Source organism: Labrenzia sp. THAF35, from assembly GCF_009363595.1.
In the GTDB taxonomy this organism is placed as follows: domain Bacteria; phylum Pseudomonadota; class Alphaproteobacteria; order Rhizobiales; family Stappiaceae; genus Roseibium; species Roseibium algicola.
This window is the reverse complement of sequence record NZ_CP045380.1, coordinates 99,292-119,979: the sequence shown is the minus strand read 5'-3', so window position 1 is coordinate 119,979 and position 20,688 is coordinate 99,292. Positions and strand designations below refer to the sequence as shown.

Genomic DNA, 20,688 nt, shown 5'->3' with positions numbered 1-20,688 from the left:
CATGACCAACACCACCAATCTGGATGAACGGACCGGACTTCCGCAGGAGTGGCTGTTCCTTCTGAAAGAACATCCGCGCGAAGACTGGCCGGGTCACCGGAACCTCGGCCCACTGACCGAATTCTGGCTCGCACGGCATAACGGCTTCCGTCAGCTCGGTGCTGACCTGGATACGATCCTGACCGACTTCCGCGAACAACGGCTCCCGGTAAACCGTTTCGGCAACCTCTTTGCCCCGCGTCTGCAACAGTTTCTCAGTGAGCTGCATCACCACCACATGATCGAGGATGAGCACTATTTCCCGGTGTTCATGGAAGCCGAAAAGCGCCTGGTGGATGGCTTTGAGCTACTGGAGGGCGACCACGAACTGATCCACCATCGCATTGAGGCGGTGATCAAGAGCGCCAACAAGCTGTTCGGGCAATTGCAGACGAAAGACCGCGATGCCATCCGCCGCGCGGCCGACAGTTTCGCCGGTGTCAGCGACACCTTGATCTCCGGCCTGATGCGCCATCTGGATGACGAGGAAGACCTGATCGTTCCGGTTATCCTGGATCGCGGCGAACGGAAACTCGGGTTGTCGTAACGCGGCCAGATGTGCGGAAGCGCACGCCTGTCGCCCTGGGTTAGGTGGGATTTCTTGACCGCGCGCAGCCTTGAGGCATTCCGGTTACACTTGCCGGGGTCTGGAACGTCACGAACACAACAGGCTTGACTCTTTTCCCGCCCTAACGCATTTAAGCTGGCATGACCAAGATGAGCGCATCCTTCGTGTATTTTTATTACGTCACCGACATACCGGCGGCTGCGTAGGATCTTGTTCACCCCATAGACACCTCAAAAGCCGCCGCGTCAGGCGGCTTTTTGGTTTCTAGAGACCCGAGCTTCCTGGCGGGGGAACCAGGAAGCGAAAAATGACCAGACATATGATCGAAGCCGGAAAACCGGCGACAAAACTCAAATCGGAAGCACTCGCCGTGCTTCTGGAGCGTGGTCTTGTGCACCAATGCACGGATATCGAGGCGCTCGACCAGACGCTGTCACAAGGGCCGATCACCGCATACGCCGGGTTCGATGCCACGGCGGCAAGTCTTCATGTCGGCCACCTGATGCCGTTGATGACCATGCGTTGGCTGCAGAAGCTCGGCCATCGTCCCATCGTCGTGCTTGGCGGTGGCACAAGTCAGATCGGCGATCCGAGTTTCCGCAAGGATGCCCGGCCGATGCTGGAAGAACGCCAGATCGCAGCCAACATCGCGAGCATACGACGATCCGTTGAGCGTCTCGTGGATATGAACGGCGAAGATGGGGCTTTGCTGGTCGACAATGCGGAATGGCTCAATGAATTCCGCTTCCTGGAATTCCTCCGCGACTATGGCTCCCAGTTCACCGTTAACCGCATGATGACCTTCGACAGCGTCAAGTCGCGCCTCGATGCTCAGATGCCGCTGACGGTTCTGGAGTTCTGCTACATGATGCTGCAGGCCGTTGATTTTCTGGAGTTGGCAAAGCGTCATGACTGTGCGCTACAGGTCGGTGGATCCGATCAATGGGGCAACATCGTCAATGGTGTGGAACTCGGCCGCCGTGATGGCCGCAAGTTGCACGGCCTCACTGTTCCTCTGCTGACCACCGCCAGCGGTGCGAAGATGGGCAAGACGGCTGCGGGTGCCGTGTGGCTGCATCCCGAACACCTGTCGCCCTTCGGCTTCTGGCAGTTCTGGCGCAACACCGCCGATGCAGATGTCGCCAAGTGCCTGCGCCTTTTTACCGAGCTGCCGATGAGCGAAATCGAACGACTTGCGGCGCTGGAAGGGGCGGAGCTGAACGAAGCCAAGAAGATCCTGGCAACCCAGGTGACGGCAATCGTTCATGGCCCGGAAGAAGCGCGCGGCGCCTTGCAGCAAGGCGATGCCCTGTTTTCGGGCGAAGGCGAGATCCTGGAACCGACCCACAGTCTGCCGCTGAAAATTCTGGCAGACGGTCTCGGTCTTCTGGAGCTTGTGGTCGCGGTCGGCTTCGCAGCATCCAACGGCGAGGCACGGCGGCTGGTAGAAGGTGGAGGCGTTCGCCTCAACAATCAGATCGTCGACGACGCGCGCCGCCGCATTGCCACCGGCGATCTTCAGGCCAACGACCGTTTGTCGATTTCTGTCGGCAAACGCCGCAAGGCCCTGGTCGGCTTCGAGTGAGGCCGGTCAGACGGCTTTTGCATCATCGATCAGTACGGCCGGCTCCAGCCGGCCGTTGTAGCCGAAGACCTTCCCGATCAGCGGGAAGGTCACCTCTACGGTGAAACTGTACCTTCCATCGACAACACGCTCGCGCCCGACCGCTCTCGGAGCAAGGCGCAGCGACAGCGGAAGCGGTCCAAGCGAAACCTCTGCCGGGGTAATGTCGATGCCCTTGTCACTTGCCGTTACCCGCATCTTGAACAGGAAAGGTCCAAGGCGCTCGAGCATGCAGGGATACGCTTCGCCAGTACCGTCCATCATGTCGGTCTGGAACGGCTGCCCGTCAAACCGCCGGGTCCAGCGCTCTCCACCCACGATAGGTTCAAAGCTGGTCTCGACCGGAACACCCATCCGTGCTTCCGGCAACTTCGCCAGCCTGCAGATCAGCTTTGCGCCCCACGAGCTTCCCCGGCTGACATCCGCGGTGCCCCGCGCCACCCGCGCAAAGCTGTGCATCCGCCGGATTTCTGCCGGTACCTTGTCGAACTCGGGGCCGAGGATGGTTTGATAAAGCGTGCGGGGCATGTGAGATCTGCTTTGATGTCGAAGTGTCTTCTCAGACAGACCATTCTCGCGTTGATTGGACAACAGCAAAAACTCTTTGCACTTGTTTGGTGACGCCCAGGTGAGCACCATTCAGCCTCCTCATCATCCCTCTCCACTTCCTCCGTCATGCCATGGCCTGGCCATGGCATCCATGCCGTTCCCCATCCGCCAATTGAGGCTACTGGTTGAAACACGGTCACGGCGTGGATTGCAGGGTCGAGCCCTGCGATGACGAATGTTTGGGACGAACGAAATAGTCCAGGGTTTTCCGGACAGTGGCGAGGAACTGAAAGAGGGAAGCGCAACGCGGCAAAGAAAGAAGCCGGGATTGCCCCGGCTTCCATTTGACCGTTCAGCTCTGTTTTTCCAGCTGCCTTGCCCGGTATTCTTCCACCAGCAGGCCGCCGACGCCCCAGTTCTCAAGGTCCACTTCCTCGATCACCACGAAGGTGGTTGCAGGGTTCTTGTCGAGAACGTCAACCAGTAGGTCCGTCGCGCCTTTGATAAGCTTGGCTTTCTGCTCCGCCGTCACCCCTTCACGGGTCACCTGGATATTCACGTAAGGCATGTCAGGCCACTCCTTCGTTGCGTGGTCGGATTTCGAATATCTTCGCCATGATTTGCCAGCGGCCTTCGTCCCGCACGAAGGTCAGGAAATCGGTGAAATCGTTGTTGCCGATCGAACAGCGAACTCTGGCAAAGGCTGTGTTCTCACCGGCGAACTGGATCTCGTCGATGACATCGCGGCGCTCCTCACCCCGGGACGCCGGCGACTGGCGGGCGGCGACGACCGGTACATATTCGGCCATCGTGCGATAGAGCAGGGGTGTCTCGTCCGCCGTGGCGTAGATTGCCTTCTCGTGAAACACCTGCTGCAGCAGGTCGGTATCGCAGTGATAAAGCGCGTCGAAATAGTTGGATATGACCTTTTCCAGCGCAGCCAAGGCACTGCTCATGCCGCCAGACCTTCTTCCTGAAGGGTCTTCAGGGTGGCCGGGCGAGCACGGATGCGCTCGACATAGGCTGCCGTCTTCGGCCAGTCGCCAAGAGACACGCCGATGAAGTTTGTCCAGTTCAAGATGACAAAGGCATAGGCGTCGGCAACGGAGAAGGTATCTCCCAAAAGATAATCGCCGCCCTTTGCCAGCAAGGCGTCGAACTGGCCGAGCTTGGTATTCAGCTTTGCCTGGTTTTCAGCTGCTTCTGCTTCAGAAAATTCCTTGCCGGAAAAGAACGGACTGAAGCCTTTGTGCAGCTCTGAGGACAGGAAGCTGAGCAATTCCAGCACGCGGAACCGGTCGAGCGGCTTGCCAGCTGTATCCGTCGCAAAGTCCGGGTACTGCTCGCCAAGCCAATGCAGGATGGCAACGTTTTCCGTCAGAACGTCACCGTTCTCAAACCGAAGTGCCGGCACGTAGCCGCGCGGATTGGTCAGCGCGTATGCTGCGCCGGTCTCCGTCAGACCCGCGGTCGTATCGACTTTTTCGAGACTGTAGGTGGCTCCGGCTTCGTTGAGCAGGAGATGAGCAGCCATGGAACAGGCACCGGGTTTGTAGAACAGTTTCATCGATTGGCTCCTTGGTTCGTATCGATGCCCGGAAGGTGTCTTTTGAAGTCACCATTGACAAGTAGGTTTCTATTGGTAACTTGCATTATCGAGTTACCGGGCAGAAACCTGATGGTTCCCGCGTGACCTTGGACCCTTGAAGATCGTGTGGTGCCCATGGCCTTGAAAATGCGCAAGAATCTGAGCCCGAAACCGCCGACCCCTTGCAGTCTGACCCAGTGCATGCAGGTGATTTCCGGAGCCTGGGCACCCAACGTCATCTGGAGCCTGCGGGCAGGTCCCCGCCGCTTCAACGAGCTGAAGGCGGATATTCCCCCTGTGTCCGGCAAGGTGCTGTCACAGCGCCTTTCAGAGTTGGAAGGCCGCGGTGTGCTGTTGCGCCATGTCCGCCCGACATCGCCACCTTCCGTTGAATATGAGCTGACGGATCTGGGCCAGGATCTGATTCCGGCACTGGAAGCCATTGTCGAAGTCGGGCACAAACTGAAGGTACGGCGCGATTTCCAGATGGCGGCCGAAGCCGCCGAATAGGCGTTGAAGCGGGGAGGGGCTCTTGAAACAGCAGACTTTCGTTTGCGTCCATGGTGTCTGGCATGGCGGCTGGTGCTGGTCGCGTCTGGCAAACATCCTGCGGGCACGTGGGCATCGCGTGACCGCACCAACGCAGACGGGCCTTGGCGAGCGCTCGCATCTGCTTTCACCGGACATCACGATCCGGACGTTCGTGGAAGATATCGTGCGCCATCTTCAGTTCGAGGACCTGGCGGACGTCGTTCTAGTCGGCCACAGCTTTGGCGGCATTCCGATCACCGGGGTTGCAGACCTCGTGCCGGAGCGGATTGCCGGTCTGATCTATCTCGACGCGATCATGCTGGAAAGCGGAGAGACCTGGTTCGATCTTCTGCCGCAAGATCTTGCCGAAGACCGCAGGAAGCTGGCGGAAATCAGCAGCGGCGGCCTGTCGCTGCCGCCAGCCCCGCCGGAAAGTTTTGGCATCACGAAGCCGGACGACGTTGCCTTTTTGAAACCGCGCCTGACACCGCACCCGTTCCGAACCTTCACCACGGCACTGGACCTGAAGCACCCGGTCGGAAACGGTCTTCCAGCCCATTACATCGAATGCACTGACCCGCCATATCCGCCGGCAAAAGTCGCACTGGCCCGGGCACAGGCCAAGGGATGGCCGGTCTCACGGATCGCGACAGGCCACGATGCCATGGTGAGCGAGCCTGAGGCGCTTGCGGATCTGCTGGAAGAGATTGCAGAAGAACTTTGACGATGAACAGGCTGCCGTTCCCGGAGCTTCAACGGAAAACGGGGCAGCCTTCTTTCGAAGACTGCCCCGCATCACTGCCAGGACAAGATCGGGTAACGCCGGCAGTCTTTAGAAGAACCCGAGTTTGTTCGGGTTGTAGCTGACCAGCATGTTCTTGGTCTGCTGATAGTGATCCAGCATCATCTTGTGGGTCTCACGGCCGATGCCGGACTGCTTGTAGCCACCAAAGGCCGCATGGGCCGGGTAGGCGTGATAGTTGTTCACCCATACGCGGCCTGCCTCGATGGCGCGGCCGAACCGGTAGCAGCGGTTGGCATCACGCGACCACACGCCGGCGCCGAGGCCGTACATGGTGTCGTTTGCAATCGCCAGGGCTTCTTCTTCGGTCTTGAACGTGGTGACGGACACCACCGGGCCGAAGATTTCCTCCTGGAAGACCCGCATCTTGTTGTGGCCTTTCAGGATGGTCGGCTGAACGTAGAAGCCGCCGGAAAGGTCGCCGTCGAACTTCGCTTCCGCGCCGCCGCACAGCACTTGTGCACCTTCCTCGACCCCGATGGTCAGATAGGACAGGATCTTGTCCTGCTGCTCGCGGCTGGCCTGGGCACCGACCATGGTCTCGATGGCGCGCGGGTCACCCTGCTTGATAGCTTTCACACGGGCGATCGCCCGTTCGATGAAGGCTTCGTAGATGTCTTCCTGGATCAGGGCCCGGCTCGGACAGGTGCAGACTTCACCCTGGTTGAAGGCGAACAGAACAAAGCCCTCGATGGCCTTGTCGAGGAACGCATCGTCTTCGCTCATGACGTCGGAAAAGAAGATGTTCGGCGACTTGCCGCCCAGTTCCAGCGTCACCGGAATGAGGTTCTCGGTTGCGTACTGCATGATCATCCGGCCGGTTTCGGTCGACCCGGTAAAGGCGATCTTGGCGATGCGATTTGACTTGGCGAGCGGGGCGCCAACCTCTGCACCAAAGCCATTGACGATGTTGAGAACGCCATCCGGCAACAGGCCGCCGATGAGCTCCGCCAGCACCATGATTGCCGCCGGGGTCTGCTCGGCCGGTTTCAGAACGACGCAGTTGCCGGCGGCAAGCGCCGGAGCCAGTTTCCAGGCAGCCATCAGGATGGAGAAGTTCCAGGGAATGATCTGCCCGACAACGCCGAGCGGCTCATGGAAGTGGTAAGCAATGGTGTCGGCATCGATCTCCGACATGGAGCCTTCCTGGCCGCGCAGAACGCCTGCGAAATAGCGGAAGTGGTCGACGGAAAGCGGAATATCGGCTGCCGTGGTTTCGCGGATCGGCTTGCCGTTGTCCCAGGTTTCTGCCTTGGCCAGAATGTCGAGATTCTGCTCCATCACATCGGCGATTTTCAGCAGAATATTGGCACGCCCTGCTGCCGGGGTTCGGCCCCAGGCTTCCTTGGCCGCATGGGCCGCATCAAGCGCCAGGTCAACGTCTGCGGCATCGGAACGGGCGACTTCGCAAACGGTGGCGCCGGAAATCGGCGTGATGTTGTTGAAATACCGGCCGTTCACAGGCGCAACGAATTTGCCGCCGATATAGTTGTCATAGCGGGACTTGAACGGAGACGTCGTGTCGACGGAAAAACTGGGCATCTGATTCATCTGGGTTCCTCCACAAGATCGGCGGTCAGGCAACCGAAGCTGCGACGGGCCGAAGGTCCCGGTCCTCCACCGGGAATGGGCGGACTGTGCCGGAGGAACTTGCGCAGTGGTAGGAGGGGGCAGATGCCTGTGCCCGGCATGTGTCTCAGTTCTGAGACAGGTCAGCCGGGATATCAGTCTATGTTCAGCCGTTTCATTCGCCGGTAAAGGGTTGCCCGGCCGATGCCGAGCGCGCGCGCGGCTTCGGAAACGTTGCCGCCGGCCCGCGCCAGTGCACGAATGACGGCAGCCCTTTCGGCCTTCTCAAAGCCACTCGGGCCATCCTCGCGGCCAAGCAGATCGGAAGCGGGCAGGGGCTTCAGAGGGCCGCTTGCACCAAGCCCGAAGGCCTTCCTGGCGGCGCGCGTCGCCCCGAGAACGATGTCGTCGGCGTCGACGGCAAGCAGCATTGCAGTATCGGTAGTTTCCCCGTCGGCGACGATGATACGGGCGGCAGGAAAAGCGGCGCGGAAGGTTTCGATCTCGATCTGTCTTGCAGTCTGCGAGACCATCGCTGCGATCAGCCGGTTGAAGGTTTCCGTCTGGTCGGAACGGGCAGAAGACACATCGAGTGCACCGGCCAGCCTGCCGTCCGGACCATAGATCGGCGCGTCCATGCAGCTCATGCCGACATTGCGAGCCAGGAAATGTTCCTGCCGGTGGACGATCAGATTGCGTTCCTCGGCAAGGCAGGTGCCGATGCCGTTTGTGCCGACGGCGGCTTCGCTCCAGTCGGTGCCCTGGCTGAGACCCCAGTCCTGAAAGATGTCCGCATCGGCGCTCATGCAACGCTGGTCGAGCACGACGCCTTCCGCGTCGGTCAGCAGAACCGTGCAGCCGGACTGACCGACCAGGCCGAATAATTGGTCCAGTTTCGGCGTGGCGATTTTCAGGAAGGCACCTGTCTCTTCCCGTCGCTGGTAAAGCTGGTCGTCCCCCATGCGCTGGGGCGCCTTGTGGGCGGCAGGGTCTAGGCCGTGCTTGTCGATCGATCTGCGCCACGAGGCGGCAATCCGGGACAGCGCAGGCGCAGATCCCGATTGCACGGTTCGCAGAACTGTCTCGACATGGTCCTTCATAAATGCGACCGCCGACCTCGGGTCCTCCAGCCGTTTGCGCCGGTTTCAAACCGTCGGATCGTTCCTCCCATGAACGCTCGATTGATCGCGGAGGATGGAGGGATTGCATGGCGATTGCAAGCCGTCTGTCCGGCAGGGGGCCGAACCGAAGACGCGGGCGGGCTGGACACGAAGGTTTGCATCGCCTTTCCGGTACCTCAAACGATGCGCCTTCTTCCGGCAAGAGTTTCAGGTATTCATTGTTGTTTTTCTCAATGGGTTATTTGGAGAAAAAGAAACGTTGGGTAATTAATTCGAAAATTTCGCGCGGAAGTAGTGATTGTTTATCAGTAATGGCAGTTAAAAACAGACATATGTCTGGAACTGATTAATGCTGACGTAAGAAAATTCTTATACTCACAATGCTAACTCTGGAGGAGTCTGCATGTATGGAATGGTGAACGAAGGCATTCGCACGTTCATTCTGGACAACCACGGACCCGAGGCCTGGCAAAGCATTTGCGAAACCGCGGGCCTGGAGGAACTCGAATTCGAAAGAATGTCGAGTTATGACGATGCCATCACCTACAAGCTCGTCGGTGCCATCTGCAGCTTTACCGGCCTGCCTGCATCGGACGTCCTGAGCATCTTCGGAAAATACTGGGTCGAATACGCAGGCGCCTCGCATTTCGGCAATTTGATGCGCCTTGCCGGCAATTCCTTCATCGAGCAGTTGAAGGGGCTCGATGACATGCACGACCGGATCCTGCTGTCGATGCCACATCTGAAGCCGCCGTCCTTCGAGGTCGACCAGAAGGAAGATGGATCCTGCATTCTGCACTACTATTCCGATCGTGACGGACTGGCGCCGATGGTCATCGGACTTCTGCATGGTCTCGCCAAGGAGACCGGTGAAAGCATCGAGGTCAACCAGGTCGCGGTGAAATCGGAACAGGCGGATCACGACATCTTTGAAATCCGGATCCTCGACACTGCACTCAAGCCCATGAGAACCGAGGCCGGAATTTGACAGCATCCAAACTCGATCTGACCTGCAAGGCCATCGACATGCTTTTTCCCATGCATGTTGTTCTGGACAATTGCGGCCGGATCAGTGGACTGGGCCCGACCCTTGAACGGATCCTCGGGCCGGAAGCGTCGGGAGCAAACTTGTTCGACATCTTCACGGTTGAGCGGCCGCGTAACGTCAGATCCATGGCCTGTGTTCGCGAAAGGCTCGGCACGAAACTGGTCCTTTCCGCATGTCCGCAGGATGGTGAGCCTATACAGTTTCGCGGTTTCGCCCTTGCTGCTGCGGACGAGGACACGGTGTTTCTGGACCTGTCCTTCGGTCTTCACCTTTCACAGGTCGTCGAGCGTTTCAGGTTGACGGAAACCGACTTCAAACCGAACGACTTCTCCATCGATCTCTTCTACTCCTTCGAAGCGCAGCGCACGCTTCTGGAGGACAGCCAGAAGATGGCAACCGCATTGAAGGCGGCGAAGATCGAAGCGGAAAAGAAGGCCTCACAGGATCCGCTGACGGAGATTGCCAACAGAGGGGCACTGCACCGACGTCTGGAAAAGGCGTTGCAGCTGGCCGACACCGGGCACGTGTTTGCGCTCCTTCACATCGACCTCGACGAATTCAAGTCGGTCAACGACAACTTCGGCCATACCGCGGGCGACATGATCCTGATGCAGACGGCCGAGGCGTTGTCGGCAATATGCGGTCCGAACGATCTTCCTGCGCGGCTTGGCGGTGATGAATTTGCCCTGTTTCTGGCTGAGCCTCCGGACAAGGAAAGCCTCTATGCCATGGCGCTGCGCCTCTTGAATGCGATCGCCATGCCAATCCGCTACAACGGGCACAGCTGCCAGGTCAGCGCGAGTATAGGCGTGGTCCTGTTTCATCCCGGCGAAGTGCAGAACGCCGACAGGCTGATCGCGAATTCCGATATCGCGCTTTACGATGCCAAGGTCACCCGGTCGTCCGTCAAATTGCTGTCAAAGGAGATGATCCGGCGGCACGAGGTGACGAGCAGGTTGGTCTCACAGATCGAAGAAGGTCTGAAACGCAGCCAGTTCGTTCCCTATTTTCAGCCGCAGATCGATATCGTCACGGGTCGGGTGTGCGGCCTGGAGGTGGTCGCGCGCTGGGAGACGGCAGAACAAGGGGTTTTGCCACCGGCCCGTTTCCTGGAAACGGCGACCAGGGCAAACATCATGTCCGAAATCGACCGGCAGGTGCGTTGTAAGGCGTTCACCCATTTTGCTGCCTGGAAATCCGCCGGCAGGGACATAGGCAAGCTCTCGTTGAACGTGACGGCATCGAACCTCAGGTCGGTGGAATTTGTCGCGATCTTGCATGCCGAACTTGCCGCGGCCGGCCTGAAGCCCGGGGACATTCAGCTGGAGCTGCTGGAATCGATCCTCTTCGACCAGTCGGATCAGGAGCTGATTGCCCAGTGCCGTAACCTGGAACAGGCAGGTTTCGCCCTGGCCCTTGATGACTTCGGCACCGGACATTCCTCCATCGCAACCTTGATCGAAACACCGGTCGCGACGCTGAAGATCGACCGCTCGTTCGTTTCCGGGCTCGACAGGAACCCGAAGATGCAGAGAATTGCCGGCGCCATGCTGGCAATGGCCAAGAACATGGGGCTGGACGTTCTGGCGGAAGGCGTTGAAACCCGCGAGGAGCTGGAGTTTCTGAAAAACTGTGGCTGCCGTCTATTCCAGGGTTTCTACTTTTCGCCGCCAATCGGTGCCGACGAGATCCTGCAATGGCTGGATGTCTGGGCGCCGGACGTGAAATACAAAAGCGCCTGATCGAGGTACCGTTCCCGTATTCCATAAAGAAAACCCCGTCTCCTTTTCTGGGAAACGGGGCTAAGTCGATCTCGCGGGGAACGCGAAGTCTCTCTTTGGAGTGCCTGCTTATGCCTGCAGGCGGGATCTGATTTCCTTGCGGAGATCGTCGATGGGCGAGGTCTTGCCGCCCTCGTTGATGTGCCAGAAGGTCCAGCCGTTGCAGGCTTCCTGACCTTGTACCAGAGCACCGACCTTGTGGATCGAGCCGGTATGATCGCCGGACTTGAGCGAGCCGTCGGCGCGCACGATGGCAAGATGCTTGCCCTTCGGGCAGCTGAGTTCCGTTCCCGGCTGTAGCAGACCGCTTTCCAGAAGTGTGCCGAACGGGATGCGCTTCAGCGCCCGCTTGCCCTGCTGCATTTCCAGCGATGCGGCATCGCCCGGCTCGATGGCCTCGATACGAGCCGTGGCCGCGTCGATATAGTCCTGCTCACGCTCCACACCGACATAGTGGCGGCCAAGCTTCTTGGCGACAGCCCCGGTGGTGCCGGTCCCGAAGAACGGGTCGAGCACGACATCTCCCGGCTTGGAGGAGGCCGTCAGAACACGGTAGAGCAGGGCCTCCGGTTTCTGGGTCGGATGCACCTTCTGCCCGTCCTTGCCCTTCAGCCTCTCGGTGCCGGTACACAGCGGCAGGTGCCAGTCGGAGCGCATCTGAAGATCCTCGTTAAAGGTCTTCAGCGCATCGTAGTTGAAGGTCGGCTTCGCATCTTTCGACTTCACCGCCCAGATCATGGTCTCGTGGGCATTGGTGAACCTTTTGCCGCGGAAGTTCGGCATCGGGTTGGACTTCAGCCAGACGATGTCATTCATGATCCAGAAGCCGAGATCCTGCAGGATCGCGCCAACCCGGAAGATGTTGTGATAGGAGCCGATCACATACAGCGAGCCATCCGCCTTCATCACCCGCCGGACGGCCAGAAGCCAGGCCCGGGTGAAAGCGTCATAGGCTTCGAAACTTTCGAACTGGTCCCAATGGTCGTCACAGGCATCCACCTTTGACTGATCCGGCCTGTGCAGATCGCCACCCAACTGAAGGTTGTAGGGCGGATCCGCGAAGACCAGGTCAACAGACCGGGACGGCAGTTTCTCAAGGGCGGCAACGCAGTCGCCCTTCAGGATCGTGTTCAGCCAGGAAGCACCAGCTTCCGGTTCATTTGATAGGCGGGGTGCCGCGAAGGACACCCCGGTACGCAGTACACTCATTGCGACGCAATACCTCACGCAATTTCGAGTGTCATGGTTACCGGGTTTGGTAAATCAGCAGTTAAGCTGATGGAACAAAAATTCCCTTTGAATCAAGGCTTTGTTTACAATCGTAAAAGCTGAATGAGAAGTTAATGACTTGTCCCGACCGAAAAGGCCAGAATTCTGCTGATTTCGTTCAGGGGACGACCGGAAGTTGCTTTCCATTCGTTAAAGGCGGCTTGAATCGCGGTGAGATTTTTTTTCGACATCGCGTCCTTCTCGATGACATTTTCGCGGATCAGGGCGTTAACCACATCGCCGGAGAGGACGAAACTTTCCTTGCCCATGAAGCGCAAGGCGATTTGCCCTGTGTTGCCACCAAGCCGGCTGCCGCGCTTCTTGAGCAGCTCCATCAGGCCGATCTGGTCGTCGACGGGATAATGCGCGAAAAAACCGGCTGCACTGCCGTGTTCGGTCGCTAGGTCCTTGAGGAAAATCGCGTTTTCCTGAACAGATCGGATCTTGGCACCATTGCGGACGATGCGTTTGTCGCCGAGCAGCGCTTCAAACGCCTCGTCAGGGAGAAAGGCGAGGCGGGGAACGTCGAACCCCTCGAAGGCTTCCTCGAAACCCGGCCACTTCTGGTCGATCACCTTCCAGCTGAAACCGGCCTGGAACACGCACTTGGTGAACATGGCCAGCCAGCGATCGTCACCGACCTTCTCCAGTTCTTCCGCAGTCCTGGGCGCATTATGCTCTGTCAAAAGAGCATTGAGTGCTGCCGGTCCGCCTTTCTTCTCCGCGGCCAGTGCTTCTATTTCTTCAAAGGAACGCATGCGGGTCTCCGTCTCGCTGCAGACGCCGTTCCCCCTGCCCCCCCTCCTCAGGATGAGGGAGGAGGAAAGGCGTGGTCAGGCGAAAACCTTAGCGCTCCTGGATCTGCTTTGCCCGTTCAAATTTGCGCAGGGCCAGCGAAAGCGTGATCGTCATCATCAGGTAGATCAGCGCGACGACATTGTAGGTCTCGAAGTACCGGAAGGAGCCGGCAGCGTAGACCTTGCCCAGCTGGGTGATATCCGCGACACCCAGAACCGAGACGAGCGAGCTGTCCTTGATCAGGGCGACGAAATCATTGCCGAGGGGCGGCAGGATGGTCTTCAGGGCCTGCGGGAAGATGATCAGGCGGAAGCGAAGCCAACCGTTCATGCCGAGTGCTTCGGCGGCCTCGATCTGTCCCTGGTCGACCGCCTGGATGCCTGCCCGAAACACCTCGGCGATGAAGGCCGAATAGCCGATGGTCAGCGCGAGAACGGCGCGCCAGAGCAGAGGGAAATCCCGCGTGCGCAACGGATCCAGACCCAGAGGTTCCACAATGGCGTTGACCCCGGCAATGAACAGCGGCGTCGCGACGAAGGCGATATAGAGCAGAAGCACGATGATCGGCATGCCGCGCACGATCTCGACGTAGAACCGGGCCATCTGCCGCAAGACGATTGATCCGGACAGGGAGGCAAGCGCCAGCAGGAGCCCGATCAGGGACGCGCAGAAGAAGGCGACAAGCGTGACGAAGACCGTCAGTCCGATACCACGCGAGACCGTCGACATGACCTGCGAATAGATGTCGTCGGTCGCAATCTGGAACAACAGGAAAACCGCAATGCCGGCGGCAGCAACAAGCCAATAGGGAAAGTCTTCCTTGGGGGCGCCGGACGGTGTCTTGTTGCGGAACATGGGTTGGTCTCGGCTCCAGCTTTGTTAACGGCAGTTCAAACGAAAATGGCCGGCATCGGGGCCAAAAGCCCGGATACCGGCCATGGAGTGGAAAGTCCAGCCGCGCAGGGGCGGAGGATGGCCTTACTGGGCGACTTTATAGTCGAAGAACCACTTCTTGTTCAGTGCATCCAGCGTGCCGTCTGTGCGCATGCTGGCGACAGCCGCATTGATCGGTTCGATCAGGTCGGAGCCTTTCGGGAAAATGAAGCCGAAGTCTTCCGAGCCCATCGGATCGCCGATCAGCTTGAAGGTGTCCGGATTGGTCGCGACATACCCCTGGCCGCCGGTGCTGTCTGTCAGGACCAGATCGACGTCGCCGGCCTTGAGCGCCTGGACAGCGGCACCAAAGGTTTCGAACAGCTTGATGCGCGGGTTGGCTTCATCGCCATCCAGCACTTCATAAACAGTGACGTAGAAGGGGGTGGTGCCCGGTTGAGCACCGGCCAGGAAGTCCGTGTTGGAAGCAAAGCCCTTTGCATCGGTAAACCGGTCTTCATCGGCGCGCACCAGCATGAACATTTCGGACCGCATGTAGGGCTCCGAAAAGTCGACCTGCTCGGCCCTGTCGGCGCGAATGGTGATGCCGTTCATCGCCATGTCGTATTCGCCGGCGGAGATGGCAGGGATCATCGCATCCCAGCTGGTGTTCTGAAAGGTGACGTTCAGGTTCAGCCGCTTGGCGATTTCTGCAACCGCATCATATTCCCAGCCGATTGCCTCGCCTGACTTGGGGTCCACGAACTGCAGCGGTGGGTAGGTGTTTTCCGAAGCAATGACAATGTCCCGGCCACCGAGATCCGGCAGATTGTCGGCAAGGGCTGAGACGCCTGCGCCAATCAGGGAGGAAACGGCGACCGCGAGGGTCAGAACGGTTTTTTTCATGGGAAACTCCTGGTCAAAAGTTAGCCGGACTTTAGCCGCTTGCCACGGTTTGGGAAAGCCTGCTCAAATGCATCGTTGAGGCGCTTGTGCAGAAATTTTCTCTCTGCGAAAAAAAATTCAAAATCCGATGCTAGATCTATTGACCAAGGCAAGCGTTAGCGGGACTGTGAGCCCATAACAACAATAAGGAGACGGTTTATGTCCAACTCAACCAAAAACGTTTTTCATCAAGCCGCCCGCAGGGTTCGGCATGCGCCATCGCATCCGCTTGAGGTCTTTACCGACGCCAACAAGGCAGTCGACCGTTTGATCGAAATTTTTGAATCCAACACCGCCTTTCTGCGCCAGCATTTTCAGGACCTTCTGGATGGCAAGGAAATCGACGGCCGCGTGCGCGCGTTCTATCCGCAGGTCCGTATCGTGACCGACAGCCACGTCCGCCTCGACAGCCGCCTGTCTTATGGGTTCGTCTCCCGCCCTGGCACCCACGCCTCCACGATTACCCGCCCGGATCTGTTCCGTAACTATCTGGTGTCGCAGCTTTCGCTGCTGATGAAGAACCACGACGTGCCGATCCAGGTCGGCGACAGCGACATGCCGATCCCGCTGCACTTCGCTTTCTATGACGGAACGCATGTGGAAGGCGGCGCTGCAGCTGCAAATCTCGACCGTCCCCTCGCTGACATGTTCGATCTTCCTGACCTGACGGTGATGGACGATTCCATCGCCAACGGCACCTACGATCCGGCCGACGGTGTGATGCCGCTGGCATCCTTCACGGCGCCGCGCGTGGACTATTCCCTGCACCGCCTGCAGCACTATACCGCGACAAAGGCCGAGCATTTCCAGAACTACGTGCTTTTCACGAACTACCAGTTCTACATCGACGAGTTCTGCCGCATGTCCAAGGCGCTGCTGTTGCAGCCGGACAGTGGTTACGAGGCGTTTGTTTCCCCCGGCAACGTGGTGCTGGAGGCAGGACAGACCCAGCCGGATGGCGAAGAGCTGACAAAACTGCCCCAGATGCCGGCGTATCACCTGAAGCGGGCTGACGGCAGCGGCATCACCATGGTCAACATCGGCGTCGGGCCGTCCAACGCCAAAACCATCACCGACCATATCGCGGTGCTGCGCCCGCATGTCTGGCTGATGCTCGGTCACTGCGCGGGCCTCAGGAACAGCCAGACGCTCGGTGATTATGTGCTGGCCCATGGGTATGTGCGAGAGGACAATGTGCTCGACCAGGACCTGCCGATCTGGGTGCCGATCCCGCCGCTCGCCGAGGTGCAGGTTGCACTGGAAGACGCGGTTGCCGAAATCACCGGCATCGATGGGTATGAACTGAAACGTGTCATGCGCACGGGAACCGTCGTATCGCTCGACAACCGAAACTGGGAACTCTGGGACCAGCCGGAACTGGTCAAGCGGTTCTCCCAGTCCCGTGCCATCGCGCTCGATATGGAATCGGCAACCATCGCAGCCAACGGCTTCCGCTTCCGGGTGCCTTACGGCACGCTGCTGTGTATCTCGGACAAGCCGCTCCATGGCGAATTGAAACTGCCGGGCATGGCGACCGACTTCTACAAGCGCCAGGTCGCCCAGCATCTCCAGATCGGCATCAGGGCAATGGAGAAGATGCGAGACATGACGGCAGAACGCCTGCATTCACGCAAGCTCCGCAGCTTTGCCGAGACGGCGTTCCAGTAAAGTTTCCTGTGCAGGCAGGAAGTTTCCCGATTTATGACTGTCGCCCCGGGCGAGCAAAGCGAGACCCGGGGCCAAGTCATTTCCAGAGAAATGACCTGGCGTGGCGAGGGGTTGGCAGAACCTCCTGCTTTGGCAAGCTGACTCGCGAGTAGGCCCCGGATCTAGGCTGCGCTTGCCCGGGGAAACAGCCTGGAGAACAATGCTCGCCCCCAGCCGCCCCGTCCGTCAAACCGTTGCCCACGTACCGGTCTTCGACGATTTCCAGGCAGCTTCCGTGACCAGTTGCACCTCCAGCCCGTCCCGGAAGCTCGGCCAGACAGGTGTTCCGGTTTCGATGGCCTTCAGGAAGTCCCGCATCTCGATAATGATCTGGTCCTGATAACCGGTTCCGTGACCGGGGCCCTGACAGAAGGGCAGGTAATCGGGATGTGCAGGACCGGTCAGGATCTTGCGGAAGCCGCGTTCCGCCTCCGGCCCTTCGGCAAGGTAAAGCCAGAGTGCATTCTGGTCTTCCTGGTCGAAGCGGATCGAACCTTTGTCACCGTATATCTCGTAGGCGTAACCCATCTTCCGGCCGGTGGCGACACGGCTGATGAAGAGATGACCCATCGCACCGTTTTGAAAGCGGCACATGAGATGGGCCTGGTCGTCATTGGTGACCGCCTCCGGCCCGTTTGCGCCGGGGCGTTCGGAATGGACGGTCTGAATATCCGCACTAACGCTGGAGATAGGCCCGGCAAGGCGCAGGGCGGCGTTGATGATGTGAGGGGCGAGATCGCCCATGCATCCATTGCTTATGTCATTTGTACGCCAGTGCGACGGCGTTTGCGGATCTGACAGAAAATCCTCGGTGTGTTCAGCGCGAATATAGTGGATCTGACCAATCCGGCCTGACTGGACAAGGTCATGGGCAAATTGGCTTGCAGGAGTGCGAATGTAATTGAAGCCGGTCATGTTCGGCAGGCCGGAGGCTTCTGCGGTCGCCATCATCCTGCGACAATCTTCGGCGTGGCTGGCAAGCGGCTTTTCGCAAAAGACAGCCTTGCCGTTTTCAAAGGCGGCAATTGCGATATCCATGTGGGTCGACTGGGGCGAGGCAATTACAACCGCATCGATCGCCGGATCGGCAACGACAGTGCGCCAGTCGTCCGTCGCCCGGTTGAACCCGAAAGCACGGGCCTTTTCCCGGGCGCCTTCCAGCGTCGTTGCACAAATCGTCTCGCAAATCGGGCGCAGGCCTGTGTCGAAAACCGATGCCACTGATTTCAGGGCAACAGCATGGGCCTTGCCCATGTAGCCTGTTCCGATCAGCCCGATCCGGATTTCCGTCATGGTTTCGCACCTCCAATTGCAATGAAAAAGCCGGTGCAGACCTGCACCGGCTTCAACATAACCAATGAAATGGCCGCTTGCGACTACTCGGCTTCGTCGGCTGGTGCGGCATTCAACATGCCGTAGCGCTCGACACCGATCTTTTCCAGAAGGTCGATCTGGGTTTCCAGGAAGTCGATATGGCCTTCCTCGTCGGACAGCAGCTCTTCGAAAAGCTGCATGGAAACATAGTCGCCTTCTTCGCGGCAGACATCGCGGGACTTGGCATAGGCCGTGCGGGCGTCATATTCGCCGGCAAGGTCTGATTCCAGCACTTCCTTGATGTTCTGGCCGATGCGCAGCGGTGCGACCTTCTGCATGTTCGGATGGCCTTCCAGGAAGATGATGCGGTCGACCAGCTTGTCAGCATGCTGCATTTCCTCGATGGATTCTTCACGTTCCTTCTTGGCAAGGCGCGCAAAGCCCCAGTCGCTCAGGAGGCGGTAGTGAAGCCAGTACTGATTGATGGCGCCGAGCTCCAGAAACAGAGCTTCGTTCAGGCACTCAATGACTTTTTCATTCCCTTTCACGGCAGAGCCTCCTTATTGCAAACCGGTCTTTGTTTAGAATTATTCTAGAGTAATTCACGGCAGGCGCAAGGGTCCATTGCGCACGGAAGTGTAACTTCCACTGGTTACACCCCGAAACAGCGAATTGAAACCGATCACGTGCGCTTTGACGTTTTTCCGGGAGTGGAGAGCAAGCTTCGGAGCCGTGGACGCCTGTCCTCGCTCAGATCTCACCGAAAGCGGGGACCGTGGCTCCAGCAGGTCAGGGAGTAGCGGGTGCCCTTGGTCACGGGTACGACCCTGTGCAGCATGAAACTGGCAAACAGAGTTGCGCAGCCCTGTTCACGCGATGCGGCCATCACCTTGTGCCCAAGGCTGATTTCCAGCGCACCACCTTCATAGTCCTGCGAAGGGGAAAGCTGGGTGACGATGGTTGCCTTGCGGAACTGCGCGATCGGGCCTTCGCCGACATCGGAATGCCAGTCGTAATGGCCTTCTTCACTTTCGTCGTAGATGGCGACCTGCAGTTTCTCGCGAAACTCGGTGATGTCGAAATCGAAAGCCTCGCGGTTGGCCTTTGCAACGGCGGTCATCACGCGGTTCAAAACCCATCCCGCATCGCCTTCGTCATCAAGCCAGCTGATTCTGGCCCGGCGGATGTCACCCTGCTGCTTGCCCCCGACGAGGCCGCCCGTATCCTGAGCTTCGGCCCGGCTCAGGCGGATGATTTCATCGCAGTCCTTTTGAGAGAAGAGTGCGTCATAGGAATAGGTGAACATCGAGGCTCAGATCCAAGGATTGGGTGCGCTGTTCAACATCCAAACCGGACAAACTGCAACTGTTTTCTTGAGCCGGGAAAGAACTATTTCCGGGGGCTTTCGAACGCAGCGGCAAGAGCCTTCTTCATAACCGTGGGAAGTGCTTCGGTTTCAATGACTTCCGGGGCCGACCACCAGCCACCGTCAAGCAGTGGAGTGGTGTCTGCCGTGAGGTCGGCCCGATAGACGGTGAGCCGCAAATGGAAATGGGTGAAGGTGTGTTTCACTTCCACCGGGCGCTGCCGCCAATCCGCTGGAAACGGTGCGAAGTCTGGAGCTGCTTCTGGGGAGAAATCCTCTGCCCATTCGGTCCCCGGCACTTCGCTCATCCCGCCAAGAAGGCCTCTTGGTGGGCGGCGGCGCAACAGCACGGCCCCCGTCGCCGTATCGACAGCCACGAATGCAGCTCCAAAACGGGTGGGTTTTTCCTTCTTGGGTGCTTTGCGCGGCAGTGTTTCGGCAAGGCTTGAGGATTGCACCTTGCAGATAGAGCGCCACGGGCAGAGCGCGCAGGCCGGACGTCTGGGCGTACAGATGGTTGCGCCAAGGTCCATGACCGCCTGCGCGAAGTCACCGGGCCGTTGGTCCGGTGTCAGGCCAGCCATTTTCGCCTTTATTTCTTGTTTGGCGTCCGGAAGCGGTGTTTCGATCTGGAAAAGTCGTGTCAGCACCCGCTCCACGTTGCCGTCGACCACTGCCGCGTGCCGGTCAAACGCGATGGTTGCGATGGCGGCAGCCGTATAGGGGCCGATGCCCGGAAGCTTCAGCAATGCGTCTTCGTCTTCCGGAAAGCGGCCGTCGTGATCACGGGCAACGGTTTCTGCGCATTTTTTCAAATTGCGCGCCCGCGAGTAATAGCCAAGGCCCGCCCAGGCTTTCATGACGTCTTCTTCAGCCGCGGCGGCAAGATCGGTTACGGTTGGCCAGCTTCGCGTAAACTTCGTGAAATAGTCTTTGACGGCGGCAACGGTCGTTTGCTGAAGCATGACTTCGGACAGCCAGATCCGGTAGGGATCGGGGACTTCGCCCAGTAGGCGGTCTTCCGGGGAAACCCGCCAGGGCAGGCGCCGGGCATGACGGTCGTACCAGTCGAGAAGCAGTCGGGAAGGGGAAGCAGACGCCATGAGATCAGCAGAACAAGTGGTGTTGATATGAAGCAGCAAGCCTTGGATAGCCTGGGGACAACTTGGCTGATAAAGGCAGTGCGGTGAGGTTGG

Annotated in this window: 22 protein-coding genes; 8 read left to right on the top strand and 14 right to left on the bottom strand. The window is 58.9% G+C overall.

Annotated elements, in window-relative coordinates:
• Position 1: 1 nt before the first annotated feature.
• Positions 2-586: a hemerythrin domain-containing protein gene (locus FIU93_RS00585; protein ID WP_075282278.1), complete on the top strand. Its 585-nt coding sequence runs from the start codon at positions 2-4 to the stop codon at positions 584-586.
• 328 nt (positions 587-914) lie between these two features.
• On the top strand, positions 915-2,192 hold the full coding sequence (gene tyrS, locus FIU93_RS00580) for a tyrosine--tRNA ligase (RefSeq protein ID WP_023001993.1): 1,278 nt from the start codon (positions 915-917) through the stop codon (positions 2,190-2,192).
• Between the two features lie 6 nt (positions 2,193-2,198).
• Here the strand turns inward: tyrS and FIU93_RS00575 are convergent, their stop codons facing one another.
• The 4 genes from FIU93_RS00575 to FIU93_RS00560 form a co-directional block, all read right to left on the bottom strand.
• Entirely contained in the window at positions 2,199-2,759 is a 561-nt protein-coding gene (locus FIU93_RS00575) for a DUF4166 domain-containing protein (RefSeq protein ID WP_173017235.1), read from the bottom strand.
• Positions 2,760-3,132: 373 nt separating this feature from the next.
• Complete coding sequence (locus FIU93_RS00570) at positions 3,133-3,348, bottom strand: 4-oxalocrotonate tautomerase family protein (protein WP_152504572.1); 216 nt, start codon at positions 3,346-3,348, stop codon at positions 3,133-3,135.
• A gap of 1 nt (position 3,349) precedes the next feature.
• Entirely contained in the window at positions 3,350-3,736 is a 387-nt protein-coding gene (locus tag FIU93_RS00565) for a nuclear transport factor 2 family protein (protein WP_077290719.1), read from the bottom strand.
• Positions 3,733-4,347, bottom strand: coding sequence for a glutathione binding-like protein (locus tag FIU93_RS00560; protein ID WP_152504571.1), 615 nt, complete (start codon positions 4,345-4,347; stop codon positions 3,733-3,735). Before FIU93_RS00560 ends, FIU93_RS00565 begins: the two co-directional genes overlap by 4 nt.
• 168 nt (positions 4,348-4,515) lie before the next feature.
• Between FIU93_RS00560 and FIU93_RS00555 the strand changes: the two genes are divergently transcribed.
• Entirely contained in the window at positions 4,516-4,878 is a 363-nt protein-coding gene (locus FIU93_RS00555; protein WP_228148064.1) for a helix-turn-helix domain-containing protein, read from the top strand.
• A 22-nt stretch (positions 4,879-4,900) separates the two neighbouring features.
• Positions 4,901-5,623, top strand: coding sequence for an alpha/beta fold hydrolase (locus FIU93_RS00550; protein ID WP_152504570.1), 723 nt, complete (start codon positions 4,901-4,903; stop codon positions 5,621-5,623).
• 108 nt (positions 5,624-5,731) lie between these two features.
• On the opposite strand, the gene adh is transcribed toward FIU93_RS00550, so the two are convergent.
• Both adh and FIU93_RS00540 read right to left on the bottom strand, forming a co-directional pair.
• Positions 5,732-7,252: an aldehyde dehydrogenase gene (gene adh / locus FIU93_RS00545; protein ID WP_152504569.1), complete on the bottom strand. Its 1,521-nt coding sequence runs from the start codon at positions 7,250-7,252 to the stop codon at positions 5,732-5,734.
• A 173-nt stretch (positions 7,253-7,425) separates the two neighbouring features.
• On the bottom strand, positions 7,426-8,370 hold the full coding sequence (locus FIU93_RS00540) for a helix-turn-helix domain-containing protein (RefSeq protein WP_209010259.1): 945 nt from the start codon (positions 8,368-8,370) through the stop codon (positions 7,426-7,428).
• Between the two features lie 107 nt (positions 8,371-8,477).
• Here FIU93_RS00540 and FIU93_RS00535 point away from each other — a divergent pair, with 107 nt between their 5' ends.
• From FIU93_RS00535 to FIU93_RS00525, 3 genes are read left to right on the top strand one after another with little or no spacing between them, the layout of a single operon-like run.
• On the top strand, positions 8,478-8,741 hold the full coding sequence (locus FIU93_RS00535) for a hypothetical protein (protein ID WP_152504568.1): 264 nt from the start codon (positions 8,478-8,480) through the stop codon (positions 8,739-8,741).
• A 53-nt stretch (positions 8,742-8,794) separates the two neighbouring features.
• Positions 8,795-9,379, top strand: a complete 585-nt coding sequence (locus FIU93_RS00530) for a heme NO-binding domain-containing protein (protein WP_062490227.1) — start codon at positions 8,795-8,797, stop codon at positions 9,377-9,379.
• Complete coding sequence (locus FIU93_RS00525; RefSeq protein ID WP_152504567.1) at positions 9,376-11,181, top strand: EAL domain-containing protein; 1,806 nt, start codon at positions 9,376-9,378, stop codon at positions 11,179-11,181. Before FIU93_RS00530 ends, FIU93_RS00525 begins: the two co-directional genes overlap by 4 nt.
• Before the next feature lie 108 nt (positions 11,182-11,289).
• On the opposite strand, the gene FIU93_RS00520 is transcribed toward FIU93_RS00525, so the two are convergent.
• From FIU93_RS00520 to FIU93_RS00505, 4 genes are all read right to left on the bottom strand, one after another.
• Positions 11,290-12,429 (bottom strand): site-specific DNA-methyltransferase, encoded by a 1,140-nt coding sequence (locus FIU93_RS00520; RefSeq protein WP_023001982.1) that lies wholly within the window; start codon positions 12,427-12,429, stop codon positions 11,290-11,292.
• 131 nt (positions 12,430-12,560) lie between these two features.
• Positions 12,561-13,247: a DNA-3-methyladenine glycosylase I gene (locus FIU93_RS00515; RefSeq protein ID WP_152504566.1), complete on the bottom strand. Its 687-nt coding sequence runs from the start codon at positions 13,245-13,247 to the stop codon at positions 12,561-12,563.
• Positions 13,248-13,335: 88 nt separating this feature from the next.
• Positions 13,336-14,142: an amino acid ABC transporter permease gene (locus tag FIU93_RS00510; RefSeq protein ID WP_152504565.1), complete on the bottom strand. Its 807-nt coding sequence runs from the start codon at positions 14,140-14,142 to the stop codon at positions 13,336-13,338.
• A 123-nt stretch (positions 14,143-14,265) separates the two neighbouring features.
• Positions 14,266-15,066: a transporter substrate-binding domain-containing protein gene (locus tag FIU93_RS00505; RefSeq protein WP_023001979.1), complete on the bottom strand. Its 801-nt coding sequence runs from the start codon at positions 15,064-15,066 to the stop codon at positions 14,266-14,268.
• A gap of 198 nt (positions 15,067-15,264) precedes the next feature.
• On the opposite strand from FIU93_RS00505, the gene FIU93_RS00500 reads away from it, so the two are divergent.
• Complete coding sequence (locus FIU93_RS00500) at positions 15,265-16,773, top strand: AMP nucleosidase (RefSeq protein ID WP_062490216.1); 1,509 nt, start codon at positions 15,265-15,267, stop codon at positions 16,771-16,773.
• Positions 16,774-16,998: 225 nt separating this feature from the next.
• On the opposite strand, the gene FIU93_RS00495 is transcribed toward FIU93_RS00500, so the two are convergent.
• The 4 genes from FIU93_RS00495 to mutY form a co-directional block, all read right to left on the bottom strand.
• Positions 16,999-18,105: a Gfo/Idh/MocA family oxidoreductase gene (locus FIU93_RS00495; protein ID WP_152504564.1), complete on the bottom strand. Its 1,107-nt coding sequence runs from the start codon at positions 18,103-18,105 to the stop codon at positions 16,999-17,001.
• Positions 18,106-18,188: 83 nt separating this feature from the next.
• Positions 18,189-18,674: a bacterioferritin gene (gene bfr, locus FIU93_RS00490; RefSeq protein WP_023001976.1), complete on the bottom strand. Its 486-nt coding sequence runs from the start codon at positions 18,672-18,674 to the stop codon at positions 18,189-18,191.
• A 209-nt stretch (positions 18,675-18,883) separates the two neighbouring features.
• Positions 18,884-19,432, bottom strand: coding sequence for a 2OG-Fe(II) oxygenase (locus FIU93_RS00485; RefSeq protein ID WP_023001975.1), 549 nt, complete (start codon positions 19,430-19,432; stop codon positions 18,884-18,886).
• An 83-nt stretch (positions 19,433-19,515) separates the two neighbouring features.
• Positions 19,516-20,595: an A/G-specific adenine glycosylase gene (mutY, locus tag FIU93_RS00480; protein ID WP_152504563.1), complete on the bottom strand. Its 1,080-nt coding sequence runs from the start codon at positions 20,593-20,595 to the stop codon at positions 19,516-19,518.
• Positions 20,596-20,688 lie beyond the last annotated feature (93 nt).